Annotated in this window: 26 protein-coding genes; 21 read left to right on the forward strand and 5 right to left on the reverse strand. The window is 58.3% G+C overall.

Features of this window, described 5'->3' with window-relative positions:
- Positions 1 to 182: 182 nt before the first annotated feature.
- On the forward strand, positions 183 to 1,178 hold the full coding sequence (locus ACRCJM_RS08885) for an acyl-CoA thioesterase (protein ID WP_431464635.1): 996 nt from the start codon (positions 183 to 185) through the stop codon (positions 1,176 to 1,178).
- A gap of 65 nt (positions 1,179 to 1,243) precedes the next feature.
- Here the strand turns inward: ACRCJM_RS08885 and ACRCJM_RS08890 are convergent, their stop codons facing one another.
- Positions 1,244 to 1,822 carry a DUF4190 domain-containing protein gene (locus tag ACRCJM_RS08890; protein WP_431464636.1) on the reverse strand — a complete coding sequence of 193 codons (579 nt, stop codon included), beginning with the start codon at positions 1,820 to 1,822 and terminating at the stop codon, positions 1,244 to 1,246.
- Between the two features lie 311 nt (positions 1,823 to 2,133).
- On the opposite strand from ACRCJM_RS08890, the gene ACRCJM_RS08895 reads away from it, so the two are divergent.
- From ACRCJM_RS08895 to nrdF, 12 genes are all read left to right on the forward strand, one after another.
- Positions 2,134 to 3,345 carry a class I SAM-dependent methyltransferase gene (locus tag ACRCJM_RS08895; RefSeq protein WP_431464637.1) on the forward strand — a complete coding sequence of 404 codons (1,212 nt, stop codon included), beginning with the start codon at positions 2,134 to 2,136 and terminating at the stop codon, positions 3,343 to 3,345.
- Positions 3,342 to 3,797 carry a 23S rRNA (pseudouridine(1915)-N(3))-methyltransferase RlmH gene (locus ACRCJM_RS08900; protein WP_237205304.1) on the forward strand — a complete coding sequence of 152 codons (456 nt, stop codon included), beginning with the start codon at positions 3,342 to 3,344 and terminating at the stop codon, positions 3,795 to 3,797. Before ACRCJM_RS08895 ends, ACRCJM_RS08900 begins: the two co-directional genes overlap by 4 nt.
- A gap of 10 nt (positions 3,798 to 3,807) precedes the next feature.
- Positions 3,808 to 5,265, forward strand: coding sequence for a glycoside hydrolase family 1 protein (locus ACRCJM_RS08905; protein WP_431464638.1), 1,458 nt, complete (start codon positions 3,808 to 3,810; stop codon positions 5,263 to 5,265).
- Between the two features lie 106 nt (positions 5,266 to 5,371).
- A complete protein-coding gene (locus tag ACRCJM_RS08910) occupies positions 5,372 to 5,596 on the forward strand; it encodes a hypothetical protein (RefSeq protein WP_237193927.1) in 225 nt (74 codons plus the stop codon).
- A 269-nt stretch (positions 5,597 to 5,865) separates the two neighbouring features.
- Positions 5,866 to 6,954: a 2,3-butanediol dehydrogenase gene (locus tag ACRCJM_RS08915; protein ID WP_431464639.1), complete on the forward strand. Its 1,089-nt coding sequence runs from the start codon at positions 5,866 to 5,868 to the stop codon at positions 6,952 to 6,954.
- A gap of 169 nt (positions 6,955 to 7,123) precedes the next feature.
- A complete protein-coding gene (locus tag ACRCJM_RS08920; RefSeq protein ID WP_431464640.1) occupies positions 7,124 to 7,564 on the forward strand; it encodes a hypothetical protein in 441 nt (146 codons plus the stop codon).
- Between the two features lie 137 nt (positions 7,565 to 7,701).
- Positions 7,702 to 8,784 (forward strand): App1 family protein, encoded by a 1,083-nt coding sequence (locus ACRCJM_RS08925; RefSeq protein WP_431464641.1) that lies wholly within the window; start codon positions 7,702 to 7,704, stop codon positions 8,782 to 8,784.
- Positions 8,785 to 9,279: 495 nt separating this feature from the next.
- Complete coding sequence (nrdH, locus tag ACRCJM_RS08930; protein WP_135013938.1) at positions 9,280 to 9,513, forward strand: glutaredoxin-like protein NrdH; 234 nt, start codon at positions 9,280 to 9,282, stop codon at positions 9,511 to 9,513.
- A 112-nt stretch (positions 9,514 to 9,625) separates the two neighbouring features.
- Positions 9,626 to 10,072 (forward strand): class Ib ribonucleoside-diphosphate reductase assembly flavoprotein NrdI, encoded by a 447-nt coding sequence (gene nrdI / locus ACRCJM_RS08935; protein WP_185174643.1) that lies wholly within the window; start codon positions 9,626 to 9,628, stop codon positions 10,070 to 10,072.
- The gene (gene nrdE, locus ACRCJM_RS08940; protein ID WP_377129164.1) at positions 10,036 to 12,216 is read left to right on the forward strand and encodes a class 1b ribonucleoside-diphosphate reductase subunit alpha; all 2,181 of its coding nucleotides are present in this window, start codon (positions 10,036 to 10,038) and stop codon (positions 12,214 to 12,216) included. The genes nrdI and nrdE overlap by 37 nt, the downstream gene beginning before the upstream one ends.
- 272 nt (positions 12,217 to 12,488) lie before the next feature.
- Entirely contained in the window at positions 12,489 to 12,863 is a 375-nt protein-coding gene (locus tag ACRCJM_RS08945; RefSeq protein ID WP_431464642.1) for a MarR family winged helix-turn-helix transcriptional regulator, read from the forward strand.
- A 109-nt stretch (positions 12,864 to 12,972) separates the two neighbouring features.
- Entirely contained in the window at positions 12,973 to 13,947 is a 975-nt protein-coding gene (gene nrdF / locus ACRCJM_RS08950; RefSeq protein WP_237186196.1) for a class 1b ribonucleoside-diphosphate reductase subunit beta, read from the forward strand.
- A 93-nt stretch (positions 13,948 to 14,040) separates the two neighbouring features.
- Here nrdF and ACRCJM_RS08955 read toward each other — a convergent pair whose 3' ends face one another.
- Positions 14,041 to 14,520: a hypothetical protein gene (locus ACRCJM_RS08955; protein WP_431464643.1), complete on the reverse strand. Its 480-nt coding sequence runs from the start codon at positions 14,518 to 14,520 to the stop codon at positions 14,041 to 14,043.
- A gap of 195 nt (positions 14,521 to 14,715) precedes the next feature.
- Here ACRCJM_RS08955 and ACRCJM_RS08960 point away from each other — a divergent pair, with 195 nt between their 5' ends.
- From ACRCJM_RS08960 to ACRCJM_RS08970, 3 genes are read left to right on the forward strand one after another with little or no spacing between them, the layout of a single operon-like run.
- On the forward strand, positions 14,716 to 15,546 hold the full coding sequence (locus tag ACRCJM_RS08960; RefSeq protein WP_431464644.1) for a GNAT family N-acetyltransferase: 831 nt from the start codon (positions 14,716 to 14,718) through the stop codon (positions 15,544 to 15,546).
- Positions 15,546 to 16,235: a lipoate--protein ligase family protein gene (locus ACRCJM_RS08965; protein WP_431464645.1), complete on the forward strand. Its 690-nt coding sequence runs from the start codon at positions 15,546 to 15,548 to the stop codon at positions 16,233 to 16,235. The genes ACRCJM_RS08960 and ACRCJM_RS08965 overlap by 1 nt, the downstream gene beginning before the upstream one ends.
- Positions 16,235 to 17,218 (forward strand): SOS response-associated peptidase, encoded by a 984-nt coding sequence (locus ACRCJM_RS08970; protein ID WP_431464646.1) that lies wholly within the window; start codon positions 16,235 to 16,237, stop codon positions 17,216 to 17,218. Before ACRCJM_RS08965 ends, ACRCJM_RS08970 begins: the two co-directional genes overlap by 1 nt.
- Before the next feature lie 212 nt (positions 17,219 to 17,430).
- Here ACRCJM_RS08970 and ACRCJM_RS08975 read toward each other — a convergent pair whose 3' ends face one another.
- Positions 17,431 to 17,937, reverse strand: a complete 507-nt coding sequence (locus tag ACRCJM_RS08975) for a GNAT family N-acetyltransferase (RefSeq protein ID WP_431464647.1) — start codon at positions 17,935 to 17,937, stop codon at positions 17,431 to 17,433.
- A 183-nt stretch (positions 17,938 to 18,120) separates the two neighbouring features.
- Between ACRCJM_RS08975 and ACRCJM_RS08980 the strand changes: the two genes are divergently transcribed.
- The 5 genes from ACRCJM_RS08980 (at position 18,121) to ACRCJM_RS09000 (ending at position 23,600) form a co-directional block, all read left to right on the forward strand.
- The gene (locus ACRCJM_RS08980; RefSeq protein ID WP_431464648.1) at positions 18,121 to 18,945 is read left to right on the forward strand and encodes a fumarylacetoacetate hydrolase family protein; all 825 of its coding nucleotides are present in this window, start codon (positions 18,121 to 18,123) and stop codon (positions 18,943 to 18,945) included.
- Positions 18,946 to 19,227: 282 nt separating this feature from the next.
- Positions 19,228 to 20,127 (forward strand): DNA-methyltransferase, encoded by a 900-nt coding sequence (locus tag ACRCJM_RS08985; protein WP_431464655.1) that lies wholly within the window; start codon positions 19,228 to 19,230, stop codon positions 20,125 to 20,127.
- 43 nt (positions 20,128 to 20,170) lie between these two features.
- Entirely contained in the window at positions 20,171 to 20,779 is a 609-nt protein-coding gene (locus ACRCJM_RS08990; protein ID WP_431464649.1) for a DUF1648 domain-containing protein, read from the forward strand.
- Positions 20,780 to 20,881: 102 nt separating this feature from the next.
- On the forward strand, positions 20,882 to 22,885 hold the full coding sequence (gene thrS / locus ACRCJM_RS08995) for a threonine--tRNA ligase (RefSeq protein ID WP_431464650.1): 2,004 nt from the start codon (positions 20,882 to 20,884) through the stop codon (positions 22,883 to 22,885).
- A complete protein-coding gene (locus ACRCJM_RS09000; protein ID WP_431464651.1) occupies positions 22,875 to 23,600 on the forward strand; it encodes a hypothetical protein in 726 nt (241 codons plus the stop codon). The genes thrS and ACRCJM_RS09000 overlap by 11 nt, the downstream gene beginning before the upstream one ends.
- Before the next feature lie 1,294 nt (positions 23,601 to 24,894).
- Here the strand turns inward: ACRCJM_RS09000 and ACRCJM_RS09005 are convergent.
- Complete coding sequence (locus tag ACRCJM_RS09005; RefSeq protein ID WP_431464652.1) at positions 24,895 to 25,131, reverse strand: transposase family protein; 237 nt, start codon at positions 25,129 to 25,131, stop codon at positions 24,895 to 24,897.
- Between the two features lie 8 nt (positions 25,132 to 25,139).
- Positions 25,140 to 25,532, reverse strand: a 393-nt coding sequence (locus ACRCJM_RS09010; RefSeq protein WP_431464653.1) for a helix-turn-helix domain-containing protein, incomplete at its 5' end; no start/stop codon positions are given.

The raw sequence follows: 25,532 nt of genomic DNA on the forward strand, positions 1-25,532 counted from the left end.
AAGTAATATGACATTGGGTGAGACGCAGCTCCGTGAATAGCAGCGCATGCCGTACGATATAACAATCACGTAGCGGCATCGCCCGGTGGCAAGGACGCCACCACCGCCCCACCCGCCCCAGGGCAGGGGAGCGGGTGGGGCGTCCGCACCGTTTACCGCGCAGGACCAGAAAGAAATCCTCTATGGCCCAGCTTGCCCCGCAGCCCTCCATCACCCTACGTTTTCTCGCAGCACCCACCGACGTTATCATCGCAGGCTCAGCCGGCGTACACGGCGGACGCGTGCTTGAATGGATCGACAAGGCCGCCTACGCCTGTGCCGCCGGCTGGTCGGGCACCTACTGCGTCACCGCCTATGTGGGGCATATTCACTTCACCCGCCCCATCCCCTCGGGGCACATGGTCGAGGTGCGCTCCCGCATTGTCTACACCGGCCGCTCCACCATGCATATCGTTAACGAAGTGCTCTCCGCTGACCCCAGGGACGGCAACTTCACCCGCGCCTGCGACTGCCTGGTCATCTTCGTTGCCATGGGCGAAGACCGCAAACCTACCCCTGTTACTCCTTACGTGCCCGTGACCGACGAGGAGAAGCGGGTGCAGCAGGCGGCGCTCTCTCGCGTGGAACTCCGCAAGGCCATTGAAGCCGAAATGACTTCTCAGACCTACACGAGCGCGTCCACCGCACCTGAAGTCACCCACCGCTTCCTGGCTAAGCCCACCGACGTGAACTGGGGTGGAAACGTACACGGCGGCACCGCCATGGAATGGATTGACGAAGCAGCCACCAGCGTCACTATGGCCTGGAGCGGCGAGCGCACTGTCGCTGTTTACGCCGGTGGAATTCGCTTCTACCAGCCGGTGCACATCGGGGACCTGGTGGAAGTGACCGCCCGCCTGGTCCGTACCGATGCGCGGTCCATGGGTGTGATGGTGCACCTGCGCGCCGGTAATCCGAGGGAACGCCACGACCAGCTACCCCTGGCGATCCACGCCGCCATGACTTACATGGCAACCGATCTTGACGGCCAGCCCCTACCGGCCCGCCCCTTTACGCCCACTACCGATGAAGATAGGGCCCTTCACGCTCACGTGGCCCGTCTGCGGGCCCTGCGCGCTGAATATGAGCCCATGCCCCTGGTGGCACCTCGGCAGGCAACCGTTAAGATGACCGATTAAAAACACAAAGGGGCCCCGCACCTTCCCGGTGCGGGGCCCCTTGTCGTTGGGGGGCTGAGCGGGGTTTATTCGAGGCCGCAGTTGACGGCGTCCATGCCCAGATCCCAAACAACCTCGTTCAGGGCAGACTCAAAGGTAGCTGCATCAGAGGCATTGACAGCATCGATAGCGGTGGTCAGCGAGGCTCGCATTTCTTCGGTAGGAGCGTTGTCACGAAGCTTGGTCAGCGAGGCCAGGTAACCGTCTAAGGTGGTGGCATCCTGCTGGATGCCATCAGAGGCGACCAGGAACTCATCGAGAGCAACACAGTAGGGGGAGGCGGGGTCAAGGGCAGCGGTGGTCGCTGCATCGGAGGCCAGGGCGGACGCCTCGTCGGCAGCTGCCGATGCCTCTTCACTCACCTCTTCGGTAGCCAGGGCGCTAGCAGAGGACGAGCTTGCAGCGGCAGCCGATGACTCGTAGGTAGCTGCGGACTTGGCAACCTCGTTGAGCCCAGCAATCATGAGAATAGCGAAAATGATGCCGCTGATCAGGCTGATGAAGCCCACGACGATACCGGCAATGGCCAGGCCGCGGCCTTTCTCGCCGGTTCGCTTAATCTGGTTGAGGGCAACAAAGCCAAGCACGATACCGACGATGTTCACCAGGAAACCAAAAACGAGGCTGAGAATCGCTAGGGTGTTGGTCTTCTCGGTCTGGGGGCCTGCTGCTGGTAGGGGTTGGTGTTGTAGTTGGGGGCGGGGTAGGAGGAAGGCGTCTGTTCGCTCATGTCAATCTACTCGTTTCAGGTGTGTGGTGTGGGCAGGGCTTGGGCGCCCTACTTCCAGTATTTTATCAGCGGACTGATAGAGAGGCCGGGAGTGAGGCCCCCTGTCGCCGCTCGTCGGACCGGTATCTCACTCGGTGGACGCACCGCCCCACCTAGGCCCCTTATCGCCCGTGAGATACTAGAGGGGTGCCCACATCTAGTACCCACCACCTCACCCAGCTCGTGCCCCTCGATTCACTGAGTGCAGGCGCAGCAACCGCCCTTGACCGGCTTATCATCGCAGACGCCGTCTCCGCATCCAGCCCCGACGGCGCTACCACCGGGGACGTGCTCGTCCTCGATGACCCCACCGGCGCCCTAACCTTCTGGGCCCTAGCGCACACCGCTCCCGGCAACCACCGGGTGATCAGCCGGCAACGCTCCTACACAGACGCCCTGAGCCTGCACCGCACTCTCACAGAAAACGCTCCGGACGCCGCCGCCCGCCTTATCCTTGCAGGGCTCGATCAAAACGGGGAAGTAGATTCCTCAACTTTCAGTCTCTATGAGGCTCTCGCCACTCACCGCTTCAACGGTGCCATCGCTCTGGGCCACCTACCCAAGAGTCACGCCGCGCTCGCCGACCTCGCCCATGATTTAGCGCGGTATCAGGCTGAGCAGGGGAGCGAGACTACCCTGATTTTGGGTGGTAATACCAAGCACATGAGCACCAGCTTCAACCAGACTCTGGGCCGCAGCTTCGGGCAAGTGAGGGGGCTGCGAGGTAAGGGCAAGCACCGCTGCCTGCTCGCTACAGCGCCGGTCCCAGCACCTGAGGCCCCTCGGCCCGCCGGGCCCCTACAGGCTGTCGGTGGCGTGTTCTCGGGCGGAAAACCCGACCGGGGCGGCCAATTGCTGGCCACAAACGTCCTCACTGACCTGGCGAAGCAGGCCCCTGCCCGCCCACTGACCCTGGTTGACCTGGGGTGCGGCAACGGGTCGGTGACCCTCGATGTTCTAGAGCACCTGCCTGCCGGGGTGGAGGTTGCCCGGGTCTGGGCCACCGACCTCGATGTGGACGCCGCCCGGTCGGCAGCCCTTAACCTGGGGCAGGACGCCCGGGTGCAGGTGAGCTGGGACGACGCCGGTTCCCGTCTGCCGCAGGGCTCAGCCGACATCGTGATGCTTAACCCGCCCTTCCACACCGGAACCGCGGTCGACCTGAGCTTGGTGGGCCCCCTGCTTGATGCTGTCCTGCGCCTACTAGCTCCCGGTGGGCAGCTCTACCTGGTGCATAACTCGCACGCTCGCTACCGTCCGCAGGTTGAAGAGCGCTTTGAACGGGTACGGCAGCTTGAGCGCACCCCCACCTTCACCGTTCTTACAGCCCGCGCACCCCTGACCGAGGAGAACCAATGACCATCAAAATTATTGCTATCGGCAAGAAACACGAAAAGTGGGTCAAGGACGGCATCGACCGCTACGAAACCCGCCTCCGCAAGCCCTGGGATATTACTTGGCAGTACCTGCCCCACTCGTCCCTGGCAGAAGAAGCTGCCCGGGCTGAGGAATCCCGCCGTATTCTTGAAAAGGTTGATCGTGATGACTACCTGGTGCTGCTCGATGAGCGCGGTAAGATGCTGAGCTCTCCTGCCCTGGCTCGCCTGCTGGAGGCCCAGTTGGGCTTTAAGAAGGTAGTGCTGGTGATTGGCGGGGCCTACGGGGTGGACGATTCGGTGCGAGCCCGCGCCAATACCGTCTGGAGCCTCTCGGAGCTGGTCTTCCCCCACCAGCTGGTGCGCCTTATCATCACGGAGCAAATATATCGAGCCGGTGAAATTGCCGCCGGCCGCCCCTACCATCACGTGTAGGGTGGAAAAGATGCAGACAGAGTTTGAAAGGACGCCGCCGGTGAGTTTTCCTGAAGGATTTTTGTGGGGTGGCGCAACTGCCGCCAACCAGATTGAGGGTGCCTATGCTGAGGGTGGCAAGGGGCTGAGCGTGCAGGACGTGCTGCCGCGGGGGCTGGCGTCCGCTCCCACAGCCCAGCCGACCCCCGATAACCTCAAGCTTGAGGGCATCGACTTCTACCACCGCTACGCAGACGATATCGCCCTCTTTGCCGAACTTGGCTTTAAGGTCTTCCGCCTTTCCTTTGCCTGGTCACGGATTTTCTCGCGCGGGGACGAGACTGAACCCAACCCTGAGGGTCTGGCCTTCTATGACCGGGTTATCGACGAGCTGCTGCGCCACGGGATTGAGCCGCTGGTGACCTTGAGCCACTATGAGACCCCTCTGTATCTGGCCCGTGAATACGGTGGGTGGGCTAACCGGCAGCTGATTGATTTCTTTGAGCGGTACGCCCGCTCTGTGATGTCCCATTTTGCGGGCAGGGTTCGCTACTGGATTACCTTCAACGAGATTAACTCCGTGCTGCACTTTCCCTTCTTCTCGGGGCTTGAAGGAACACCCGATGAGATTGGGCCGCAGCGCCTCTATCAGGCGGTACATCACGAACTGGTCGCCTCGGCCCGTGCCACCCGCCTGGCCCACGAGATTGATGGGCAGAACCGGGTGGGCTGCATGATTCTGGCTGTTCCCCGCTACCCCCTGACCCCCGACCCGGCAGATGTGCTAGCTGCCCAGGTGGCCTCGCGCGATGACTATGTTTTTGGCGACGTGCACTGCCGGGGCACCTACCCCGGCTACTTTCTCCGCAAGCTCCGGGAACTGGGGGTGCAGCTTGAGATTACCGAGCAGGACCGCCAGGATTTGCTGAATACCGTCGATTTTGTCTCCTTCTCCTACTACATGTCGGTGTGCGAAACTGCGGGGGCCGCAGATACCGGTGAGGGCAACATCATCGGGGGAGTGCCCAACCCTACCCTAGAAGCTTCTGAGTGGGGTTGGCAGATTGACCCGGTGGGTCTGCGTCTGGTGCTTAACGACTTCTGGGACCGCTGGGGCAAGCCCCTCTTCATCGTAGAAAATGGCCTGGGCGCCAAGGACCAGCTGGTGGAAGGCGGGCCGGACGGACTCACGGTTGAGGACGACTACCGAATCAGCTACCTGCGCGATCACCTGCTCCAGGCTGAAGAAGCAATCGCCGACGGGGTCAACCTGCTGGGCTACACCGTGTGGGGGTGCATTGACCTGGTATCGATGTCGACCGCTCAGATGTCTAAGCGCTACGGGGTGATTTATGTGGACCGGAATGACGACGGCTCAGGCACCCTGGCACGCTACCGCAAGAAGTCCTTTGACTGGTACCGGCAGATCATTGAATCTAACGGCCGCTCCCTGCATAACCCGCTCTCATCTGAGCACCTTATTTCTTAAGACAGCCTTGCCTCATCTGCCCAGCAGGTGAGGCAAAGCTTTCTTCTGAAACCTGGCAGGCCCTTGCCGGTTCCACCTCCCACACCACCAGTAGCGGCTCCTAGTCGTGCTGGCAGAGAACTGGCAGGTCTGGACCTCCCCGGCCCAGCTTCTGGTTGATAGCAATCGTAAGGCAGACCTGGCTGCAGCGAGTGCAGCTGTGCGGGGCCTCCTGTCAGAGACAAACGCAGCTATCAACACCTTTGAGTCCACCAGCATCACCAACACCCTCACCACCTACCACCACGAATTCACAGCCCACACCCACGGCACCTGCACCGCCCACTCCTAACCAACGAAAGACCCACCCACCATGACCACCCTCCACATCAACTGGGGCAGCTGCGCCGCCCGCGGCCTCTACTTACCGTCGAGGGCGGCCTGATGACGGGAAGGGCCTAAGGGGGCGGCTATGCCTGCAACCTGCTGAAATATGGCGTAACCGGAACCACAAACAGGTGCTGTGGGGATAGGATGAAAGAGGTCATAGACGACCAAACCTCGCTACCCGCCCAGCCAGGTAGCGGGGGAGACCCCTTATCGAAACAGGTGATGACTCCCATGAAGGCAGCCCGCTTTTACGACAACAAAGACATCCGCATCGAAGATATCGACGAACCCACCGCAGGCGCTGGCGAAGTCCTCATAAAGGTAGCCTGGTGCGGTATCTGCGGCACCGATCTTCACGAATACCTCGACGGCCCCATCTTCTGCCCCACCCACAGCACCCCGCACCCCATCTCCGGCGAAACCGCCCCCGTCACCATGGGCCACGAATTCTCTGGTGTCGTAGAAGCCCTCGGCGAAGGCGTCACCGACCTAGAGGTAGGCGACCACGTCGTCGTTGAACCCTACATCGTACGCGACGACGTAGAAACCGGCCCCGGCAACAAGGACTACCACCTCTCCAAAGATATGAACTTCATCGGCCTCGCCGGTCGTGGTGGCGGCCTTGCCGAAAAGATTGCCGTCAAGCGCCGCTGGGTCCACAAAATCTCCAAGGACATCCCCCTCGACGAAGCAGCCCTCATCGAACCCCTTACCGTAGGCTACCACGCCGTTGAACGAGCCGGGGGAGTCAAGGACGGCGACGTCGCCCTCATCGGCGGCGCAGGACCCATCGGCCTGCTCACCGCAGCCGTCCTCAAAGCCCAGGGCGCAACCGTCATCATGAGCGAACTCTCCAGCCTTCGCCGCCAAAAGGCCCTCGACGCAGGAGTAGCCGACTACGTCCTCTCACCCGCCGAGGTAGACGTCGTTGAAGAAGTCAAAAAACTCTCCGACGGCCGCGGCGCCGACGTCGCCTTCGAATGTACCTCGGTCAACGTCGTCCTCGATACCCTCTTCGACGCCATCAAACCCCAAGGCGTCATCGTCGTGGTCTCCATCTGGGGTAAGCCCGCCCAGCTCGACATGCAAAAACTCGTCCTCAAGGAAGTTGACCTCCGCGGCACCATCGCCTACGTCAACAACCACCCCGACACCATCAAGCTCGTCGAATCAGGCAAAATCAACCTCAAACCCTTCATCACCGGCAAAATCGCCCTCGAAAACCTCATCGACGAAGGCTTCGACACCCTCATCAACCGCAACGAAACCGCCGTCAAAATCCTGGTCACCACCGACCCCGAGCGCCTAGACAACGCATAGCAGTCCACAACGACCAGGACGCCACACCCCGGGCGGGCACCCTCACACCAGAGAGTGCCCGCTCCCACTACGTTCCCCCAACCTCTCATCAAGACTTTTAGCCACAAACTGTCGCCCACCGGCGCGTAGCATTACCCTATGAGTCTGTGAAGACGCTATATTTTTATGTATGGCAAAGAAAAAAGTTACCGTAGTATCCGCGCTTGCGGCGACCGCCCTGCTCGCAGGCTGCGCGCAAACCATCGTACCCGGCATGGGTATCGAAGCAACTGACGGCTGGGGCGGCCGCGACGATATCACCATCGAGGTAACTGCCGAACACAACGGCGCAGAGGTTCCCGCAACCGTCACCGTCTACCAGGATCAGATGAGCTTCGACGGCAACCAGGCTGAATTCGAAGGCGAAGCCTTCTACAAGCTCACCTACGACAACCTGGCAGACCTCTCAGACTCACAAATCCGCGTCTCCGTCACCGCCGAAGACCCCGAAGCAGAGGTCTTCTGCGCCATCAAGGGCACCGGCTACTCCCTCGAAGAAGGCGACCACGTCAACCACGCCAACGAAGCAGACGGCACCGGCAGCGCCACCTGCGTCCTCAACATCGACTAACAACACCACTACACACCACACACAGGTGGGCACCAAAGACGGTGCCCACCTCTTCCTTTAACACCATACCCAACCACAACACACCAAAGCCCCACCCATAACATGCACCAACCACCCAAATATGAAAAACTAGGGCTATGACCACAGGGGCACACGAAATCCGAACCATCGTCGCAGAAGCAGCCGACGAAGCCGCCAACATCGGCTACCGCATAGGCGACAGCATCCACTCCTACCGCGAACGCCAAGCACAAAAACACGGCCTAGAACCCGTCATCGTACCCAGCGTCGGCTACGGCGCCAAAAACTGGGTACGCATCCTCGGCCGCGCCCTCTACAAAACCGACCTCTTCGAAGAATTCTTCGACTCCGTCGAAAAAGGCGACCCCACCATCGAACCCGTCCGTGGCTGGCGCTCCTTCACCTCAGTCGCCATCTCCCACGCCCCCATCGACATCCATATCAACGGCCAACACCACCGCGTCCACGCCGACCGCGGAGGAGTCGTAGACGTCAAACTCAACATCACCCTAGAACCCGGCACCCACCAAGTCACCATCACCACCCCCGGCAGCCAACCCGCCATCACCAGCGTCTACATCGTCCCCGAAGACCAAACCATCGGAATCATCTGCGACGTCGACGACACCGTCATGAACACCGCCCTACCCCGCCCCTTCGTCGCAGCCTGGAACAGCTTCGTCCTCAACGAACACGCCCGCTCCGCCACCCCCGGCATGGCCGTCATGATGGACCGCCTCCACCGAGCCCACCCCACAGCCCCCTTCATGTACCTCTCCACCGGCGCCTGGAACGTCACCCCCACCCTCCGCCGCTTCCTCCACCGCAACGGCTACCCCAAAGGCACCTTCCTCCTCACCGACTGGGGCCCCACCCCCGACCGCTGGTTCCGCTCCGGCTCCCAACACAAAGTCAACACCCTCAAACGCCTCGCCACCGAATTCCCCCACATACGCTGGATCCTCATCGGCGACGACGGCCAACGAGACCCAGAAATCTACAACGGCTTCGCCGTCCGCTACCCCCACAACGTCGAAGCCATCCTCATCCGCAACCTCACCTTCGGCGAATCCGTCCTCTCATCAGGCCGCGTCTGGGGCGACAACCGCGCTCGCGATATCACCAAGGGCGACCTCTGGCTAGAAGGCAACGACGGCACCGCCCTCTACGAGCAGCTCAAAGACCGCGGGCTCGTCTAAACAACCGCGCTTAAACACCTTAAGGGGCACCCTTGTCAAGCCTGACAGGGTGCCCCTTTGCGCGACACGCCCCCGGCAAAAAACCTTAAAAAACAGGCCCACGCAGCCCCCAAGACTCAAGGCTCAATTTAGGGTTGAAAGCCCCCGCCCTGATATCACGCGGGACGTCCGGTCTTAAGCCCCAGGGGGCTCAGCAGCCCCTGAACTTAAGGTCACACCATCACTCCAAACCTCACATAAAAACCCTTCATGTGGATAACTTTCCCTTAAAGCCCGCAAACGCGCGGAAGGGCTGTGGATAGCGCACCGATTTAAAAAATTTCGTAACAGACCACACTATGTAGGGCTAGATGCGCTCTTCAAACACTAGATGTAGTATTAAATCTCGGTTCGGGCGACCAGAGAGAAAGCGCCGCGCGAACCCATACCAGCTCTTTCGAGAGCCCCTATGCCAGAAACCTCCCGCAACACGCGGGACACCAAGGAGATACCCCAATGACCGTTACGGTGTACACCAAGCCTGCCTGCGTCCAGTGCAACATGACCTACCGCGCTCTCGACAAGCTCGGCGTCCAGTACAACACCGTTGACATCACCGAGGACCCCGCAGCCCTCGAACTCATCAAGGGCATGGGCTACCTGCAGGCCCCCGTTGTAATCGCCGGTGAGGACCACTGGTCAGGCTTCCAGCCCGACAAGATCAACGCCCTGGCCAGCGCCGCAGCCTAACCGCTGACCACCTGCCCGGGGAGCACCCGCCGCTACAGGCGTCCGCACCCGGGCCTTTTCTTACCCGCGCCACGCGCATACCCACCACGACCAGATCCAGGCACCAGCCCCCATGGACACCACAGATACCACCGGCCAGCCCACCATCGTCTACTTTTCATCGGTCTCAGAGAACACCCACAAGTTCGTTCAGAAGACCGGAATAAAAAACATACGGCTACCGCTAAAGACCAGTGAAGACCCACCACAGGTCACCGGGCCCTACGTACTGTGCGTCCCCAGCTACGGGAGACCCGGGGGAGCGGGCTCCATACCGCCCCAGGCCGTAAAGTTCCTCAACAACCCCCACAACCGGGAACTCCTGCAAGGAGTCATCGGCGCGGGAAACACCAACTTCGGTGACCTCTTCTGCGTAGCAGCAGACAAAGTCGCCGCCAAATGCCATGTGCCCGTGCTCTACAAATTTGAGCTCATGGGCACCGAAGAAGATGTAGAAACCGTTCAAGAAGGATTGGAAAAATTTTGGATTCAAAACTCCCTGTACCCGGCCTCAGCGTAGAACCCGGTCACGAGGATCCGAGCACCCCCGAGAAATACCGTGGCATGGGGTACCACGAACTGAATGCCCTTCTGAACCTCTACGATGAGAACGGCCAGATTCAGTTCGAGGCAGACCGCCAGGCAGCCCGCCAGTACTTCCTGCAGCACGTCAACAACAACACCGTCTTCTTCCACGACCTGGAAGAAAAGATCGACTACCTGGTCAAACACCAGTACTACGAGCCCGAGGTTTTCGAGAAGTACTCCTTTGACTTCGTCAAGTCCCTCTCCAAGCTGGCCTACTCCAAGAAGTTCCGCTTCCCCACCTTCCTGGGTGCCTTCAAGTTCTACACCTCCTACGCGCTGAAGACCTTCGACGGCCAGCGCTACCTGGAACGCTTTGAGGACCGTGTGGTCATGGTCGCCCTGCTGCTGGCAGAAGGCGATGAGGCCCTGGCAACCAAGATTGTCGAAGAGGTCATCTCCGGCCGCTTCCAGCCTGCCACCCCCACCTTCCTCAACGCCGGTAAGAAGCAGCGCGGCGAACTGGTCTCCTGCTTCCTGCTGCGTATCGAAGACAACATGGAGTCCATCGGCCGCTCCATCAACTCAGCCCTACAGCTGTCCAAGCGCGGTGGCGGCGTAGCCTTCGCCCTGACCAACCTGCGCGAAGCCGGCGCCCCCATCAAGAAGATCGAGAACCAGTCCTCAGGCGTCATCCCCGTGATGAAGCTGCTGGAAGACTCCTTCTCCTACGCCAACCAGCTCGGTGCCCGCCAGGGTGCAGGCGCAGTTTACCTGCACGCCCACCACCCCGATATCTACTCCTTCCTCGACACCAAGCGCGAGAACGCCGACGAGAAGATCCGCATTAAGACCCTCTCACTGGGCGTTGTGATTCCCGATATCACCTTCGAACTGGCCAAGAAGAACGAGGACATGTACCTCTTCTCGCCCTACGACGTTGAGCGTATCTACGGTGTGCCCTTCTCAGATATCAACGTCACCGAGAAGTACTACGAGATGGTCGACGATGCCCGCATCAAGAAGACCAAGATCAACGCCCGCGAGTTCTTCCAGACCCTGGCTGAGATTCAGTTCGAATCGGGCTACCCCTACGTCATGTTTGAAGACACCGTCAACAAGGCCAACCCCATTGACGGCAAGATCATCATGTCTAACCTCTGCTCCGAAATTCTGCAGGTTTCAGAGCCCTCCGTCTACAACGCTGACCTGGGTTACGAGACCATCGGTAAGGACATCTCCTGCAACCTGGGCTCCCTGAACATCGCCCTGGCGATGGACGGCGGCGACCTGGGTCAGACCGTCGGCACCGCTATTCGCGCCCTGACCGCTGTGTCTGATCAGTCCGATATCACCTCTGTTCCCTCCATCGAGCGCGGTAACTCCATGAGCCACGCCGTTGGCCTGGGTCAGATGAACCTGCACGGCTACCTGGCCCGCGAGCACGTCTACTATGGTTCTGAAGAAGCCCTGGACTTCACCAACATCTACTTCTACACCGTCACCTATCACGCGATTCGTGCCTCCATGGAGATTGCCCGCGAACGCAAGGAGACCTTCGTAGGCTTTGAGAAGTCCAAGTACGCTTCGGGGGAGTACTTCGAGAAGTACATCAACGGCACCTGGGACTTTGAGACCGAGCGCGCCCGCGAGCTCTTTGCCGGCCACTTTGTGCCCACCGCTGAGGACTGGAAGCAGCTGGCCGCTGAGGTTGCCGAGCACGGTATGTACAACCAGAACCTGCAGGCTGTTCCGCCGACCGGTTCTATCTCCTACATCAACGGCTCCACCTCGTCGATTCACCCCATCGCCTCGAAGATTGAGATCCGTAAGGAAGGCAAGCTGGGTCGTGTCTACTACCCGGCTCCCTACATGGACAACGAGAACCTGGACTACTACCAGGACTCGTACGAGATCGGCTACGAGAAGATTATCGACACCTACGCTGTTGCTACCCAGCACGTCGATCAGGGCCTGTCGCTGACCCTCTTCTTCAAGGACACCGCCACCACCCGCGACGTCAACAAGGCTCAGATTTACGCCTGGCGTAAGGGCATCAAGACCATCTACTACTCACGTATCCGTCAGATGGCTCTTGAGGGCACCGAGGTTGAGGGCTGCGTTAGCTGCATGCTCTAAGGCCTGAGGCGGGGTAGGGTGTTGCGCTGATAGGGCGCGGACGCCCGCCCCAGCCGGGCGGGGCCCGTCATCTTGTGTGGGTGGCGGGCTTTCTTTGTCGCGGTATATAATCTATATAACTGATAAGTTAAACTGATTATTTTAGGCTGGCGCCCTTGGAAAATTTTTCATATGAGCAGGCGGGTACCTTACGTTACTCGGTGTTTAGAATGCATCGACGACTGAGGAACGAGACCGACTCACACTCACCCCTCTCGTTTGCAGAAGAAACCGTGCTCGCCCAGCTCCAGGCTGCTCCGCGGCAAACCGGCGCTGAACTGGCCCGCTTTCAGCGCATGACCCCGCAGTCCATGAACAAAATCGTGGCCTCGCTCCTGCGCCGCGGCTATATCGCCTCGGGTAAAAACCTGCACGACAAGCGCCGCAAGGAGCTCTACCTGACTGAACAGGGGAGTGCCACCATTGACTCCATCATCAGCCGCCGCGACCGCTGGATTGTGGAACGAGCCGACGAAATACTCACCGCGGACGAAGCCGCGCAGCTCGCTGCGGCCCTGCCGCTGCTGCGCCGCCTCGTCGATAGGGAAACCAAAGCCGAACGCCTAGCCGCCCTACAAGAAGAAGCGGGCGACGGCGTCCGCCCCTGAGATATTAAGCAAACCGAGCCGCTGGTGCGAAAACCGCCCAACGGTGAAAGAATAGAACCAAGCCTATTTCAGGCACTCCAACACCCCGACATGAGGAGAACCCATCACCATGAGTGAGAAGGTCGAACTGGTCAACCACGTTGAAGCCATCAACTGGAACCGCATCGAAGACGAAAAAGACCTTGAGGTCTGGGACCGTCTGACCGCTAACTTCTGGCTACCCGAAAAGGTGCCGCTCTCAAACGATGTGCAGTCCTGGAAGACCCTGACCGAAGAAGAAAAGCAGCTGACCATGCGCGTCTTCACCGGCCTGACCCTGCTCGACACCATCCAGGGCACCGTCGGTGCTGTCTCCCTGCTGCCTGACGCCGTCACCGCCCACGAAGAGGCCGTGTACACCAACATCGCCTTCATGGAGTCGGTGCACGCCAAGTCTTACTCATCGATCTTCTCAACCCTCTGCTCCACCAAGGAAATTGACGAGGTCTTCCGCTGGTCCACCGAAAACGAGCACCTGCAGAAGAAGGCTCGTATCGTCATGGACTACTACCAGGGCGATGACCCCCTCAAGAAGAAGGTTGCCTCAACCCTGCTCGAGAGCTTCCTCTTCTACTCAGGTTTCTACCTGCCCATGTACTGGTCATCCCGCGCCAAACTCACCAACACCGCAGACCTAATTCGCCTGATCATTCGCGATGAGGCTGTACACGGCTACTACATCGGCTACAAGTACCAGCGCGGCCTCGAAAAGGAGACCGCTGAGCGCCAGGCAGAGCTCAAGGACTACACCTTTGACCTGCTCTACGAACTGTACGAGAACGAAGTGGCCTACACCCACTCCCTCTACGACGGCGTGGGCCTGAGCGAGGACGTCAAGAAGTTCCTGCACTACAACGCCAACAAAGCACTCATGAACCTGGGCTACGAGGCAATGTTCCCCGCCTCGGTTACCAACGTGTCGCCCGCGATTCTCTCGGCCCTCTCACCCAACGCCGACGAGAACCACGACTTCTTCTCAGGCTCCGGCTCCTCCTACGTGATTGGCAAGGCTGTCAATACGGAAGATGAGGACTGGGACTTCTAAATGCCCTAGTCAGAGCTATAAAATGGCCCCTTGTTGAACCCCTTTCTGCGGGAACGGCGAGGGGCCGTTTTCATAAAACGAGCAGCAGGGGGCTTAGCCCCACCACCTTCTCCACACCGTTTTTTCGGGGTAGGTGCGGCGGACGTCCGCCAGGGCCTTCATACGGGCGCGGCTGGGGCCGTCCCACAGAATCCACTTCACAAATTCAAGGTCGAGCTTCTCGGGGCAGCCCTCGGTCATATCAGGCCGGTTGGTACCGCGGTAGGTGAGCCAGCGGCGTCCTACCCTCCACAGACGCACCAGGCGGGGTGCTAACAGCACATAGATACGGTCAGCCTCAGCCAGCCGCCGTTCAAAGTGCACGTCGGAATAGCCGCCCTCAATCACCCAGGCTTCATTCTCATCCAGAAACTCGCCCACAAGAGCGCGTTCGTCCGTAAGGTCCCGCTCGACCCACCCCGGCAACCAGTGAACGGTATCAAGGTGCAGCAGCGGCACCGCGTACCCGGCGGCCAACCGTCGCGCCCAGGTAGACTTACCGGCACCACTCAAACCCAGAATAAGAATCTTCATACCTCCAGCATAAACACCGGCACCCCGCATTTATTCTGAAAAAGCTGCAACTAGTTGCGGGTGAAACAGAATAATTGCGGGGCGAAACTCGCGCACCCCACCAGCCTGCCCCGAAAGGTAAAGCGGCCGCCGGCGTCCGCGCCCTTCCCAAAGCGAGTACCCTAGATACTGACCCCATCGAGCAGAAAGTGAGTTATGCCCGCGCCTATCACCAGCTATCAGCAGGCTGAGAAGATTCTGGCAGCCCAGCTGTCCATTGACCTGTGCCTTCCGGAGCAGGCCATTGATATCGCCCAGCAGCACGGCTCAACTCACCTTTCAGCCCGTCGAATTCCCCTCGATGAGATGCACCCGGCCCGCCGCCGCTACCGCGACCACTGGGAGCTACGTCTGATTAACTATCGGGGGCTCACAGTCATTTGTGCCCAGCACCCGCGCGTCCGCGAGGCCGCCGATAACCTGCTGGCCGGGGATAACGGCAACTGGGTGGGGGACTACTCTGAGCTGCGCAAACTCAACGACTACCTAACCCCCTACGCCCTGCAGATGAGCGGCACCTCCCTCTTTTTCACCCCCGGCAGGGATTTCTTTACCCCAGGTGCGGACGCCCGCCCCAGCTTGATGCCCGCAGGCTATACGGTGCGGTGGCTAGAACCCTCAGAACTGGAGCAGTATCGTGGCAACCCAGATTTTGAGAACGCACTGGGGTTCAAGGAGCTACGCCCCGATGTGCAGGTGCTAGGTGCCTACGCCGAGGGGGAGCTGGTAGCTCTGGCGGGAGCTAGTGAAGACTCCGATTGGTGCCGACAGATCGGCATTGACGTGCTGGCCGGTCACAGGGGCAGGGGGCTTGCCTCCTACCTGGTGAGGGAGCTGTCGCAGGCAATTCTCGCAGAAGGGTTTGTTCCCTTCTACGGCACCAGCCCCTCGCATATCATCAGTCAGCAGGTGGCTCTGAATGCGGGCCTGCGCCCGGCCTGGTGGGAGTTCGTCTCTACCAGCTTGAACGAAATTTCGGTGGACTAATGCTGCACCTTGACCGTATTGACCTAGAAGACAGCGGCACTATGGCTCAGATGGTTGATTCAGCTATGGCGACCGTCCGCGCCGTCGGCAGGGGAGAGGCCCCCAGTACCTTACGGCTTTATCGTCCCAAACCAACGGTGGCTTTTGGGCGCAGGGACGAGCTCAACCCCCGCTTTGCCCAGGCCCGATCAGCTGCCGTGAATCACGGTTTTGAGCCCCTGGTTCGCACTGTGGGTGGGCACGCTGCCGCCTACCACTCGGGTTGCCTGGTGGTGGACCACTTTCAAAAAGCTTCGGACGCGGTCAGCGGCAATCATGAACGCTACGGTATTTTCGGGGCTATGTTTGCAGAGGCCCTCAAAGGCCTGGGTATCCCAGCCGGGGTAGGGGAGTTACCCGGAGAGTACTGCCCGGGCGAGTATTCGGTGTGGGGGCAGCTACCCGGTGGGCAGCGTGTCAAACTCATTGGAACTGCCCAGCGGGTGGTTGCCGGTGCTTGGTGGTTTTCTTCTGGCATCGTGGTGACGGGTGCCGATAGCCTGCGCCAGGTAACAGCAGATGTCTACCGGGCCCTTGACCTGCCCCTTGATCCCGCGACAGTGGGTGCTGCCGCCGACATCGAGCCCCTCATCACCGTCGATGATATTGAAGATGCCGTCATCGAAGCCTACGAAAGTGAGGGGTTCTAGTGTGCGGACGCTACGCCCTTGAACTGGCCCAGGAACACCCCCAATACATGGCAGGGGTTGAGATCGCCGACCCCATCACCAACTACAATGTCGCCCCCACCAGCACAGTTCCCATTCTGGTGGACCGGCTAGTGAGCCCCGCCGAGCAGGTCACAGGTGCGGACGCGCCCGCGCGGGCGGGTGCGTCCGCCAACCCGACCGGTGGGCAGGGCAGCGCACTGGTCTTCACCCGCGAACTGCATTCGGCCCGCTGGGGGCTGCTACCGGGCTGGGCTAAGGACCCCGCCTTCTCATCTCGTGCCTTCAACGCCCGGAGCGAGACTATTTTTGAAAAGCCGACCTTCCGCGAGGCAGCTGTTTCGGGGCACTGCGCCGTACCCGTGAGCGGTTACTACGAGTGGAAAACTGAAACCACCGCAGTGGGCAAGCAGGTGAAAACCCCCTACTTTGTGCACCGCACCGACGGGCGACCTATCTACTTTGCCGGTCTGTATGAATGGTGGAGAATCCCCGCAGAATTCGCAGAACCAGGCGGGGTATTTGCAGGTAAGGAAGGGGAGTGGCTGCTCTCTTGCTCCATTGTGACCATGGATTCACCCGGCAACGGTGAATTCGACCCCGGAATTATGGCCGACTTGGGTGGCGACCCTGGCTACACAAACGAGATTGAACGGCAGCTAGGTCAGCTGCACAACCGTCTGCCGATACCCCTTCACGTGGCAGCTGATACCGACATTAACGAGGATGATAGACTGACGGCCTGGTTACGGTCAGGCCGTCCAGCTGGTGCCCCCAAGCCCATGGCCGAGCAGAAAAGGTCTTACCGTGCCCAAGCACAGGCGTCCTTGCAGCTCATTCGCGAACAGGCTTTCGCCGAGACCGCAGACTGGGCTCTACGCGAGGTCAGTAAGGACGTTGGCAACGTACGCAACAACGCTCCCTACCTGCTGGAGCCGGTCGAAGATTTGCTGAGTGGTCTATAGAAAGCTTGATGCGGGAGATAGGTGATGCAGGCTCACGCTCGCTGCCGACCCTCTCGCCGGTTCGCTTCGCTCACTAGCGATTCACGCCAGCCCCGAGCCAACAGCTTCGCCATGAGCCTGCATCACCTCAAGCATTTACAATTAAACAGCCGAGCCCCACCCCCGCTGCTGGTGAGGGGTAGGGCTCAACTGTTTTCTAGTGTACCGCTTGTCTAGAGAATGTCGTCGTCTTCGGGGAACCAGCGTTTGAAGTCCAGGGTTAGATAGAGGGCGAGGGCGGCAGCGTTGTTCTCGCTGATGCGCACTGAAACCTGCTCGTAGCCGTCCTCAAACATCTGGTTGATGCTGCGTCGAATCAGCTGTTCAGCCAGGCCCTCGCGGCGGCGGGAGGCTGCGGTGAAGAGTTCGTAGATGGTGGGGATGCCCTTGGGTTCGGTGACCACGCGGTGCTTCAGGCACAGGGACGCTGCGATGATGCGGTCGTGCTCATCAACCACCACGGGGGAGGCCTCAGTGTAGAACTCGCCGTGCTCGCCCTTGAGGATGCGTTCCATCTCGGCGGTAGCATCTGCCTGTGAGGCGAAGCGCTCACCGTCGTAGGAGGCAAAGTAGAGCCGGGCCAGTGCCTCGGCGTCGTCCAGCTGGGCAGGGCGGGAGCTGACGGTAACAGGCTTTCGTGCCTTTGAAGTCTGTGAAATCAGAGTAATCAAGCCGCTCATGGTTGGCCTCCTTGGTTGTCGGGAATTGAATTACACTGTGATGTATAGAATACTCTGTTGGCTGATGATTGCCTACGGTTTTACCGATTATTTACCTTATCAACGGAATATTGCGTCATAGAAAGTCTAGTTGACCAGCCCAGCGGGGTGAAACTAGATGGCTTAACAGAAAGGACGGCCGGGATGAAGTTTGCGCAGGTCAGGCGAGCTGGTAAGGCTCGTGCAGTGGTTGAAAGCGGCGGACGCTGGTACGAGCTGAATAGGCCCTTGCACAAGTTCGTGGGATCCAGCGATTTAGGGTCGGTGAGCCCCGCTGATCTGGGTGCTAAGCCGGTGGAGGTGAGCCCAGAGGAGTTTATTGCCCCGCTGAACAAGGTGCAACGAGTGCTGTGCGTGGGGCTGAACTTCACGGATCACGCCGAAGAAGTGGGGGCTGAGCTGCCCACCTATCCCACCATCTTCACCAAGTTCGGCAACGCCCTTATCGGGCCGGGTGAGCCTATTGAGCTGCCCGCTGAGAGCACCAAAATTGACTGGGAAGTCGAGCTCTGCGCGGTGGTAGGACGCCGCGGCCGCCACATTGCCGAAGATCGGGTTGACGACTACCTGCTGGGCTACACCGTACTCAACGACGTGTCGGTGCGCGACTGGCAGGGGCGCACGTCCGAATGGTTCCAGGGCAAAAACTGGGACCGTATGACGCCCTTCGGCCCGGTCATCGTCAGCCCCGACGAACTCGACGTCGCGGGCGGCCTAGCCATGACCTGCACCGTCGACGGTGAAGTACGCCAGCAGGGCACCACCGCCAACATGGTCTTCACTCCGGCCCAGGTGGTCAGCTACATCTCTACCTTCATGACGCTCGAACCCGGCGATCTCATCGCCCTGGGAACGCCCGCCGGGGTCGGGCTCTCCCTGCGCCCGCGCAAGTGGCTGAGTGCCGGGCAGGCCGTGGTGACCTCAATCGAGGGTATCGGCACACTGACCAACCGGTGCGAGCAGGTGTGAGGGTGGCGAAACGGGAGTGGTGATTACCCTCCGCGTGCCGACCGTATTTTTGGCTCTGCGCAGGCATGCGTTTGCCGACTAACCTTCTCGCCGGTTCGCTAGCGCTCACGGGCGATTCATGCCAGCCCCAGCCAGTCGGCTCCACGCATGCCTGCGCTCCGCCCCGCCCCAGCGTCCTTGCGTGGCTTAACCCTCACCCGCCGCGCGGGCAGGTGGGGGTGACCTTGGGGTATTCTGTACCTTGTGTCAAAACGTTCTTTGTGGTCAGCAGATAGCACCAGCATGGTGATTCACGGCGATAATCTTGCCGTGCTCAAAAACCTGCCCGCAGAGAGCTTCCAGCTCATTTATATCGATCCGCCGTTCAATACGGGTAAGGTGCAGAAGCGCCAGAGCATTAAGACCGTGCGTACCGAGGGCGGTAGCCGGGTCGGCTACAAGGGGCACACCTACGAGACTATTAAGGGCGATATCTACGGGTATTCAGATTCCTTTGAGAACTACTGGGAGTTCCTAGAGCCCCGTCTCATGCAGGCCTGGCGCCTGCTCAAGCCCACCGGCACCCTCTACCTGCACCTGGACTACCGCGAGGTCCACTACGCCAAGGTGGTGCTCGATGCCCTGTTTGGTCGTGAGTCCTTCTTGAACGAGATTATTTGGGCCTACGATTATGGCGCTAAGTCTAAGAAGAAGTGGCCGGCTAAGCACGATAACATTCTGGTCTATGTGAAAGACCCCGAGAACTACTACTTCAATTCTGAGGCGGTTGACCGCGAGCCCTACATGGCGCCCGGGCTGGTTACCCCCGAGAAGGCTGAGATTGGTAAGTTGCCGACGGACGTCTGGTGGCATACCATTGTTTCGCCCAGTGGTAGGGAGAAAACCGGCTACGCTACCCAGAAGCCCCTGGGTATTCTGCGCCGCATTGTGCAGGCCTCGAGTGCACCCGGTGACTGGGTGCTGGACTTCTTCGGCGGTTCCGGCACCACCGGCCACGCCTGCGCCCAGCTTGACCGCAACTTCCTGATGATTGACCAAAACCCCGAGGCTATTAAAATTATGCGTAAGCGCTTGAAAGCCGTGGAGGGCCTTGATGTGACTTTCAAGAAGTCCCGCGCGAAGGCTTCTCTGGCAGGAGCCAAGGTTACACCCAAGACGGCTGCTATCAAGAAGAACAAATAGGTCTAGACAATCAATGTGCAGGTGACAGGGCAAAGGAGCTGACATGTCCACGCAAGATTTTCCGCCGATTAAACCCAACCGCACCTGGTTCCTTGTGGCCCTGGGGCTGGTAGTTGCTGAGGTGATATACCTGGCTCTGCTTTACCCGTCGCTGCCGCAGCAGTTACCGGTGCATTACAACCTGTGGGGTCGGGCGGACGGCTGGGCGGACAAGAGCGTCTGGTCGGTTTTCGGGCTGACAGGTGTATTGCTTCCTCTTCTTGCCCTTATCTGGTGGAGTGGGGTAGCTATGGGGCGCATGGCAAGCAAGGACGCTTCAACCCAGTCCCACGACGCGTTTTCACCTCACGCAGGTAAGCAGGGGCAGCGCCAGTTGGCCGCTGCGCAGGCCCTGGGCCTGGACGCCCGGGTTTACTCTGCCCGTCGTCTCTACGCCCAGACGCAGGCCGTGGTTCCCTCCTTTTCCGGCCTGGCCCTTGCCCTGGTGCTAGACGTCAAAGTCATTAACCTGGCCATGACCGGGGTGCTGGGTGAGGCGTCCGTCCTTTTCGCCCCTGTGCTGGCGGTGGGCTACTGCCTCTTCCTGACCGCCCGCTCCTACCTCGCTGGTAAAAACTTCGATACCCGCGCCCTCGCAAAGGGCGCAAAGTAGCCTAACCAGCGGTAAAATAAGGTTTGTTCTGCACCCTCGTACCGTGCAGATGTAACGACAGCTCACCCGTTGTAGGGGTGGGCACAAACCTAGGAGACACATTTGTCCGCTCTTTCCATTACCGTCGCAGGTGCCGCTCAGCAGGTTGAAGCCGGCACCACCGCAGCCGACCTGTTCGCAGAGAACCCCGAGATCGTCGTTGCCCGTATCAACGGCACCCTGGTTGACCTCTCCACCGAACTGACTGACGGCGACGCTGTCGAGCCCGTTTCTGTCCACGAAGAAGACGGCCTGAACGTCCTGCGTCACTCAGCCGCCCACGTCATGGCCCAGGCTGTGCAGAACTACCGCAAGGACGCCAAGCTTGGCATCGGCCCATACATCACCGACGGTTTCTACTTCGACTTCGATGTTGAAGAGCCCTTCACCCCCGAGGATCTCAAAAAGATTGAGAAGGACATGGTGAAGATTATCAAGAGCGGTCAGACCTTCCGCCGCCGCGTGGTCACCCAGGCTGAGGCTGAGGCCGAGATGGCAAACGAGCCCTACAAGCTGGAACTGCTGACCCTCTCCCAGGGCCCTGGCTCCGGTGCGGACGCCGCTGAAGGTGCCTCCGTTGAGGTCGGTGACGGTGAAATCACCATCTACGACAACGTGAACAAGAAGGGGGAGACCGTCTGGAAGGACCTCTGTCGCGGCCCCCACGTACCCAATACCAAGCTGATTGCTAACGGCTACGCACTGATGCGTTCCGGTGGCGCCTACTGGCGTGGTTCTGAGAAGAACCCCATGCTGCAGCGTATTTACGGCACCGCCTGGCCTTCAAAGGAAGAGCTGGTTGCCTACAAGGAGCGCATTGCTGAAGCTGAGCGCCGCGACCACCGCCGCCTGGGTGAAGAGCTCGACCTCTTCTCCTTCCCCAAGACCGTCGGCCCCGGCCTGCCCGTGATTCACCCCAAGGGTGGCGTGATTCTGCGCGCCATGGAAGACTACGTGCGCGCCCGCCACATTGAAGAGGGCTTCGAGTACGTGAAGACCCCCCACATCTCTAAGGAAGATCTCTTCTACACCTCCGGCCACCTGCCCTACTATGCGGACGGCATGTTCCCGGCGATGGAGGACGAGGGCCAGGCCTACCGTCTCAAGGCCATGAACTGCCCCATGCACAACGAGATTTTCCGCTCCCGTGGTCGCTCCTACCGCGAACTGCCCCTGCGCCTCTTTGAGTTCGGCTCGGTCTACCGCGATGAGAAGTCCGGAGTGCTCTCCGGTCTGACCCGCGTTCGTATGATTACCCAGGACGACTCCCACTCCTACGTGACCAAGGAACAGGCACCTGCTGAGGTTGCCCACCTGCTCAAGTTCATGCTCTCCCTGCTGGAGGACTTTGGCATGACGGACTTCTACCTGGAACTGTCAACCCGCGACACCGAGGGTGATAAGAAGGATAAGTTCATCGGTACGGACGAGCAGTGGGAAGAAGCTACCGCTGTTCTGGAGAAGGTTGCTGCTGAGACCGGTCTGGAACTGGTAGCTGACCCGGGTGGCGCTGCCTTCTACGGTCCCAAGATTTCTGTTCAGGCTAAGGACGCTATTGGCCGCACCTGGCAGATGTCTACCGTGCAGTATGACTTCAATCAGCCTGCCCGTTTCGGTCTGGAATACCAGGCATCTGACGGAACCCGCCAGGAGCCGGTCATGATTCACTCGGCCAAGTTTGGTTCCTTTGAGCGTTTCATGGGTGTGCTGATTGAGCACTATGCAGGTGCTTTCCCTGCCTGGCTGGCTCCCGTTCAGGTGATTGGTGTTCCTGTTGCTGAGGCTTTCAATGATTACATGGGTGAGGTTGCTGCCAAGCTCAAGGCCCGCGGCGTGCGAGTTGAGGTGAATTACGGCACCGACCGCTTCCCCAAGAAGATTCGTACTGCGTCTAAGGAGAAGGTGCCCTTCATCCTCATTGCCGGAGGCGAGGACGCCGAGAACGGCGCTGTGTCTTTCCGCTTCCGTGACGGCTCCCAGGAAAACGGCGTGCCCGTGGACGAGGCCGTGGAGCGAATCGTGAAGCATATTGAGTCAAGGAATAATGAGGACCCCAATGCAAAATAATCAGACTGGTAATAATAACAATAATGCTCAAGGTAACGGAAATTTCGTTGGTAGCGTAGTAAATGGCAGCACTATCAATATGGTTTTCTCCACTACTAAGGATGGAGAAAAACAAACATACGAAGCAAAGGAGAGCAAATATTTAACGCTAGCTGATTCATGGCTAAGCATAGCTGCTTCTCTTGCCACATTGTTGGGTGCTGGTGGTTTACTTTGGATATATAAATTGATTTCTGCAGGGTATCATTCAAGCAAAGATATCCTTAGTAATTTATCTGATATTTTGGATAGCCGCATTTTAATGGAGGGTAATTATTCCTTCCCAGAATTGATAGTACCTTTCTTTATTTTTATTCTTTGTCTGTGTTTAGTGATGCTGCTACTTGCCCTTAGAAAATTTGGTAGAAATAGAATCATGCACCTTTTCTGGTGGAAATCTAAATATTTTTTCGCAGGGTTTAGTAAAAATGGTAAAAACCGTATAGGTTTATTCAAAATTACCGGTGAGTGCAAACTCTGTAGCGGTAGTAAAAGGGGCTCCTTAAGGGCATATATGATGCCTACTGAGCATTGGGTTATTCGAAATCAGAAGACAGGGAAGAAGATTAAATCAAAGCCGCTCAAGGAGAGTGGAAAGCCCGTTTTGGTCTGTCAGCGGAACTCAACACAACATATATTTGATATTAACTTGACCGATTATCGATACGAACTTTAGTTATAAGGGGTGGTGTTATTTATCAATAACACCACCCCTTTTAATATTTGAAAGATTTGATTCTTCGGGTTAATTTTTAATTAAATAAATTGGTAATTTCATCCATTGGATTATATAATATTTAAATAAAATTAAGTATAGATTTTCAAAAGATTTTTAACTCCAGTTGTGATTATAGATAAAAAAATTTTGCAGAGAAAATAATTACTATATTTAAAAACTTGGGAATTTTTGGGAAATTGGGTAAATTCAAAGTCTGTCTTCTCGTAAAATCAGACATCCTCTTCTCTATTCGTAAGCGCTTAGGGGAATGTCTGTTCAGAACCTGCAGCAGCGAGCTACGTTACGGCATCCCAGAGTTTCTTGGCAATGCCCAGTTCTCTCAACTTTGGCGCTATCACCTCACCCAGTGCCTTCAAACGTGCCTCACGTAGGTCGGTGGGGGGGGGAATCTGCCAATTCCTGTACACTGAGCATGATTCCGCCCGCCGCAAAATTAAAGATCACCCACGGTGCCTCCGTCAATGCGACACTCGGCAAGAAACCCGTCTGCGCCCAACACCTGCACGTCGCCTCCAAAAACCGCTCCGCCATAGACCCAATGCTAGAACTCAACTACCGCGACCCATAGGGTAAAACATCAATATTTTCACGGCAAAATTCTGTCAGCGCTTCTGCGTTACCCATACCCCTGACAGGCCGCACCGTATGGCCATATCGCTCACCGTCACCAGCTCAGCTTCAAGCTGCCCCTGAGTATCCGCCAGATTTTCAAAATAGTAGTAAAAATAGACCTATTGAATTTGGTCAACTGTAAGAAACGGATAACAGTCAGCTCCTTAGGTAAATAATCAAGCAGGGGTTCAAGCAAGGCATTAAGAATCTGCCGTCGGGTTTCTGGTGAATACATGCCACTATTGTCCAACAAAAAACCTGACAGCTTGTCAGGAAGATGTAGACCCTGCGCAAGGTCAAGGAATACTGCCTTGAAAACGAAGTCATTGTTCTGTCGGCACACGATGTGGAGGCCGCGCGTAGGCTTGAGCATCTCGAGCCGTATAAGCCCTCACGCCTAAAGTAAAACAAAAAGTTAGGATGCCTCGGGGGAGTGGCGTCCTGACTTATGTGTCTTTAGATGGTGGTTTCTGAACTATTCTCAAGTAATTTCTGTTTGCAGCTGGTTCGGAAACTAAATGCCGGGTAGCTGCTTGTCCATCTGTTACGAATACAACTCCCGACATTGGTGAACTTAGAGGGTAATTTAAAAGTCCTCCCCGCCGCATAAAACACCAACCTACGCACCACCGAAAACACCCGCCCATAAGAACCCAAAGGATGCCGGAAACCCCGTATGAAAAATACGCCAGGTCTTAATCTGCGCGATGACACGTTCCACCACAGCTCGCACCCTGTTAATCACACGATTATTGTCCTTGACAGCCTTCGATGTCTTCACCCCGTGTTTACGCTCGGTTGGTGTCAATAGCCCCAAACCTATGTAGTCTTTATCGGCTAGGGTTGTCTCATCCAAGTACCTATCTAAACCATGCTTTTGAAGGCATAAGCATCGTTCCGAGCACCAGGTAGCGGGTCAGTGATGACCAGGAGCTTGCCGTCGATGGTGCAGATGACCTGGTGAATGCACCCGGCCCGCTTGCGTTTACCAGAGAAGTTGTTTTTACCTAGTGAGCGCCAGCTCCAGACAGGTATTAGTGTCCCGTCGATGGCCAGTGATCCTGGTGCTTTGAGTGCTTTTTCTAAGGGTTGGATCAGTGGTTTGAGGATTTTATCCAGTGCCGTCTCAATCCGGTTGATAGTTCTTGAAACTGTCGGTTGGGATACGTGGTAGAGGGCTGCGAGGAGTTCTTCGGTGAGGTTGTGTCGGTGATAGAGCAAAGGAGGTTTGAGCGCTTGGGATAGGGCGAGGGCTGA

Source organism: Rothia sp. L_38 (assembly GCF_050689125.1).
Classification (GTDB): domain Bacteria; phylum Actinomycetota; class Actinomycetes; order Actinomycetales; family Micrococcaceae; genus Rothia.

Excerpts from the sequence above, each read along its gene's own strand:
- ACRCJM_RS08885 (WP_431464635.1), top strand. The coding sequence starts at position 183 with ATGGCCCAGCTTGCCCCGCAGCCCTCCATCACCCTACGTTTTCTCGCA.
- ACRCJM_RS08900 (WP_237205304.1), top strand. The coding sequence starts at position 3,342 with ATGACCATCAAAATTATTGCTATCGGCAAGAAACACGAAAAGTGGGTC.
- ACRCJM_RS08905 (WP_431464638.1), top strand. The coding sequence starts at position 3,808 with ATGCAGACAGAGTTTGAAAGGACGCCGCCGGTGAGTTTTCCTGAAGGA.
- ACRCJM_RS08915 (WP_431464639.1), top strand. The coding sequence starts at position 5,866 with ATGAAGGCAGCCCGCTTTTACGACAACAAAGACATCCGCATCGAAGAT.
- ACRCJM_RS08920 (WP_431464640.1), top strand. The coding sequence starts at position 7,124 with ATGGCAAAGAAAAAAGTTACCGTAGTATCCGCGCTTGCGGCGACCGCC.
- ACRCJM_RS08925 (WP_431464641.1), top strand. The coding sequence starts at position 7,702 with ATGACCACAGGGGCACACGAAATCCGAACCATCGTCGCAGAAGCAGCC.
- nrdH (WP_135013938.1), top strand. The coding sequence starts at position 9,280 with ATGACCGTTACGGTGTACACCAAGCCTGCCTGCGTCCAGTGCAACATG.
- nrdI (WP_185174643.1), top strand. The coding sequence starts at position 9,626 with ATGGACACCACAGATACCACCGGCCAGCCCACCATCGTCTACTTTTCA.
- nrdF (WP_237186196.1), top strand. The coding sequence starts at position 12,973 with ATGAGTGAGAAGGTCGAACTGGTCAACCACGTTGAAGCCATCAACTGG.
- ACRCJM_RS08955 (WP_431464643.1), bottom strand. The coding sequence starts at position 14,520 with ATGAAGATTCTTATTCTGGGTTTGAGTGGTGCCGGTAAGTCTACCTGG.
- ACRCJM_RS08960 (WP_431464644.1), top strand. The coding sequence starts at position 14,716 with ATGCCCGCGCCTATCACCAGCTATCAGCAGGCTGAGAAGATTCTGGCA.
- ACRCJM_RS08965 (WP_431464645.1), top strand. The coding sequence starts at position 15,546 with ATGCTGCACCTTGACCGTATTGACCTAGAAGACAGCGGCACTATGGCT.
- ACRCJM_RS08975 (WP_431464647.1), bottom strand. The coding sequence starts at position 17,937 with ATGAGCGGCTTGATTACTCTGATTTCACAGACTTCAAAGGCACGAAAG.
- ACRCJM_RS08980 (WP_431464648.1), top strand. The coding sequence starts at position 18,121 with ATGAAGTTTGCGCAGGTCAGGCGAGCTGGTAAGGCTCGTGCAGTGGTT.
- ACRCJM_RS08985 (WP_431464655.1), top strand. The coding sequence starts at position 19,228 with ATGGTGATTCACGGCGATAATCTTGCCGTGCTCAAAAACCTGCCCGCA.
- ACRCJM_RS08990 (WP_431464649.1), top strand. The coding sequence starts at position 20,171 with ATGTCCACGCAAGATTTTCCGCCGATTAAACCCAACCGCACCTGGTTC.
- ACRCJM_RS09000 (WP_431464651.1), top strand. The coding sequence starts at position 22,875 with ATGCAAAATAATCAGACTGGTAATAATAACAATAATGCTCAAGGTAAC.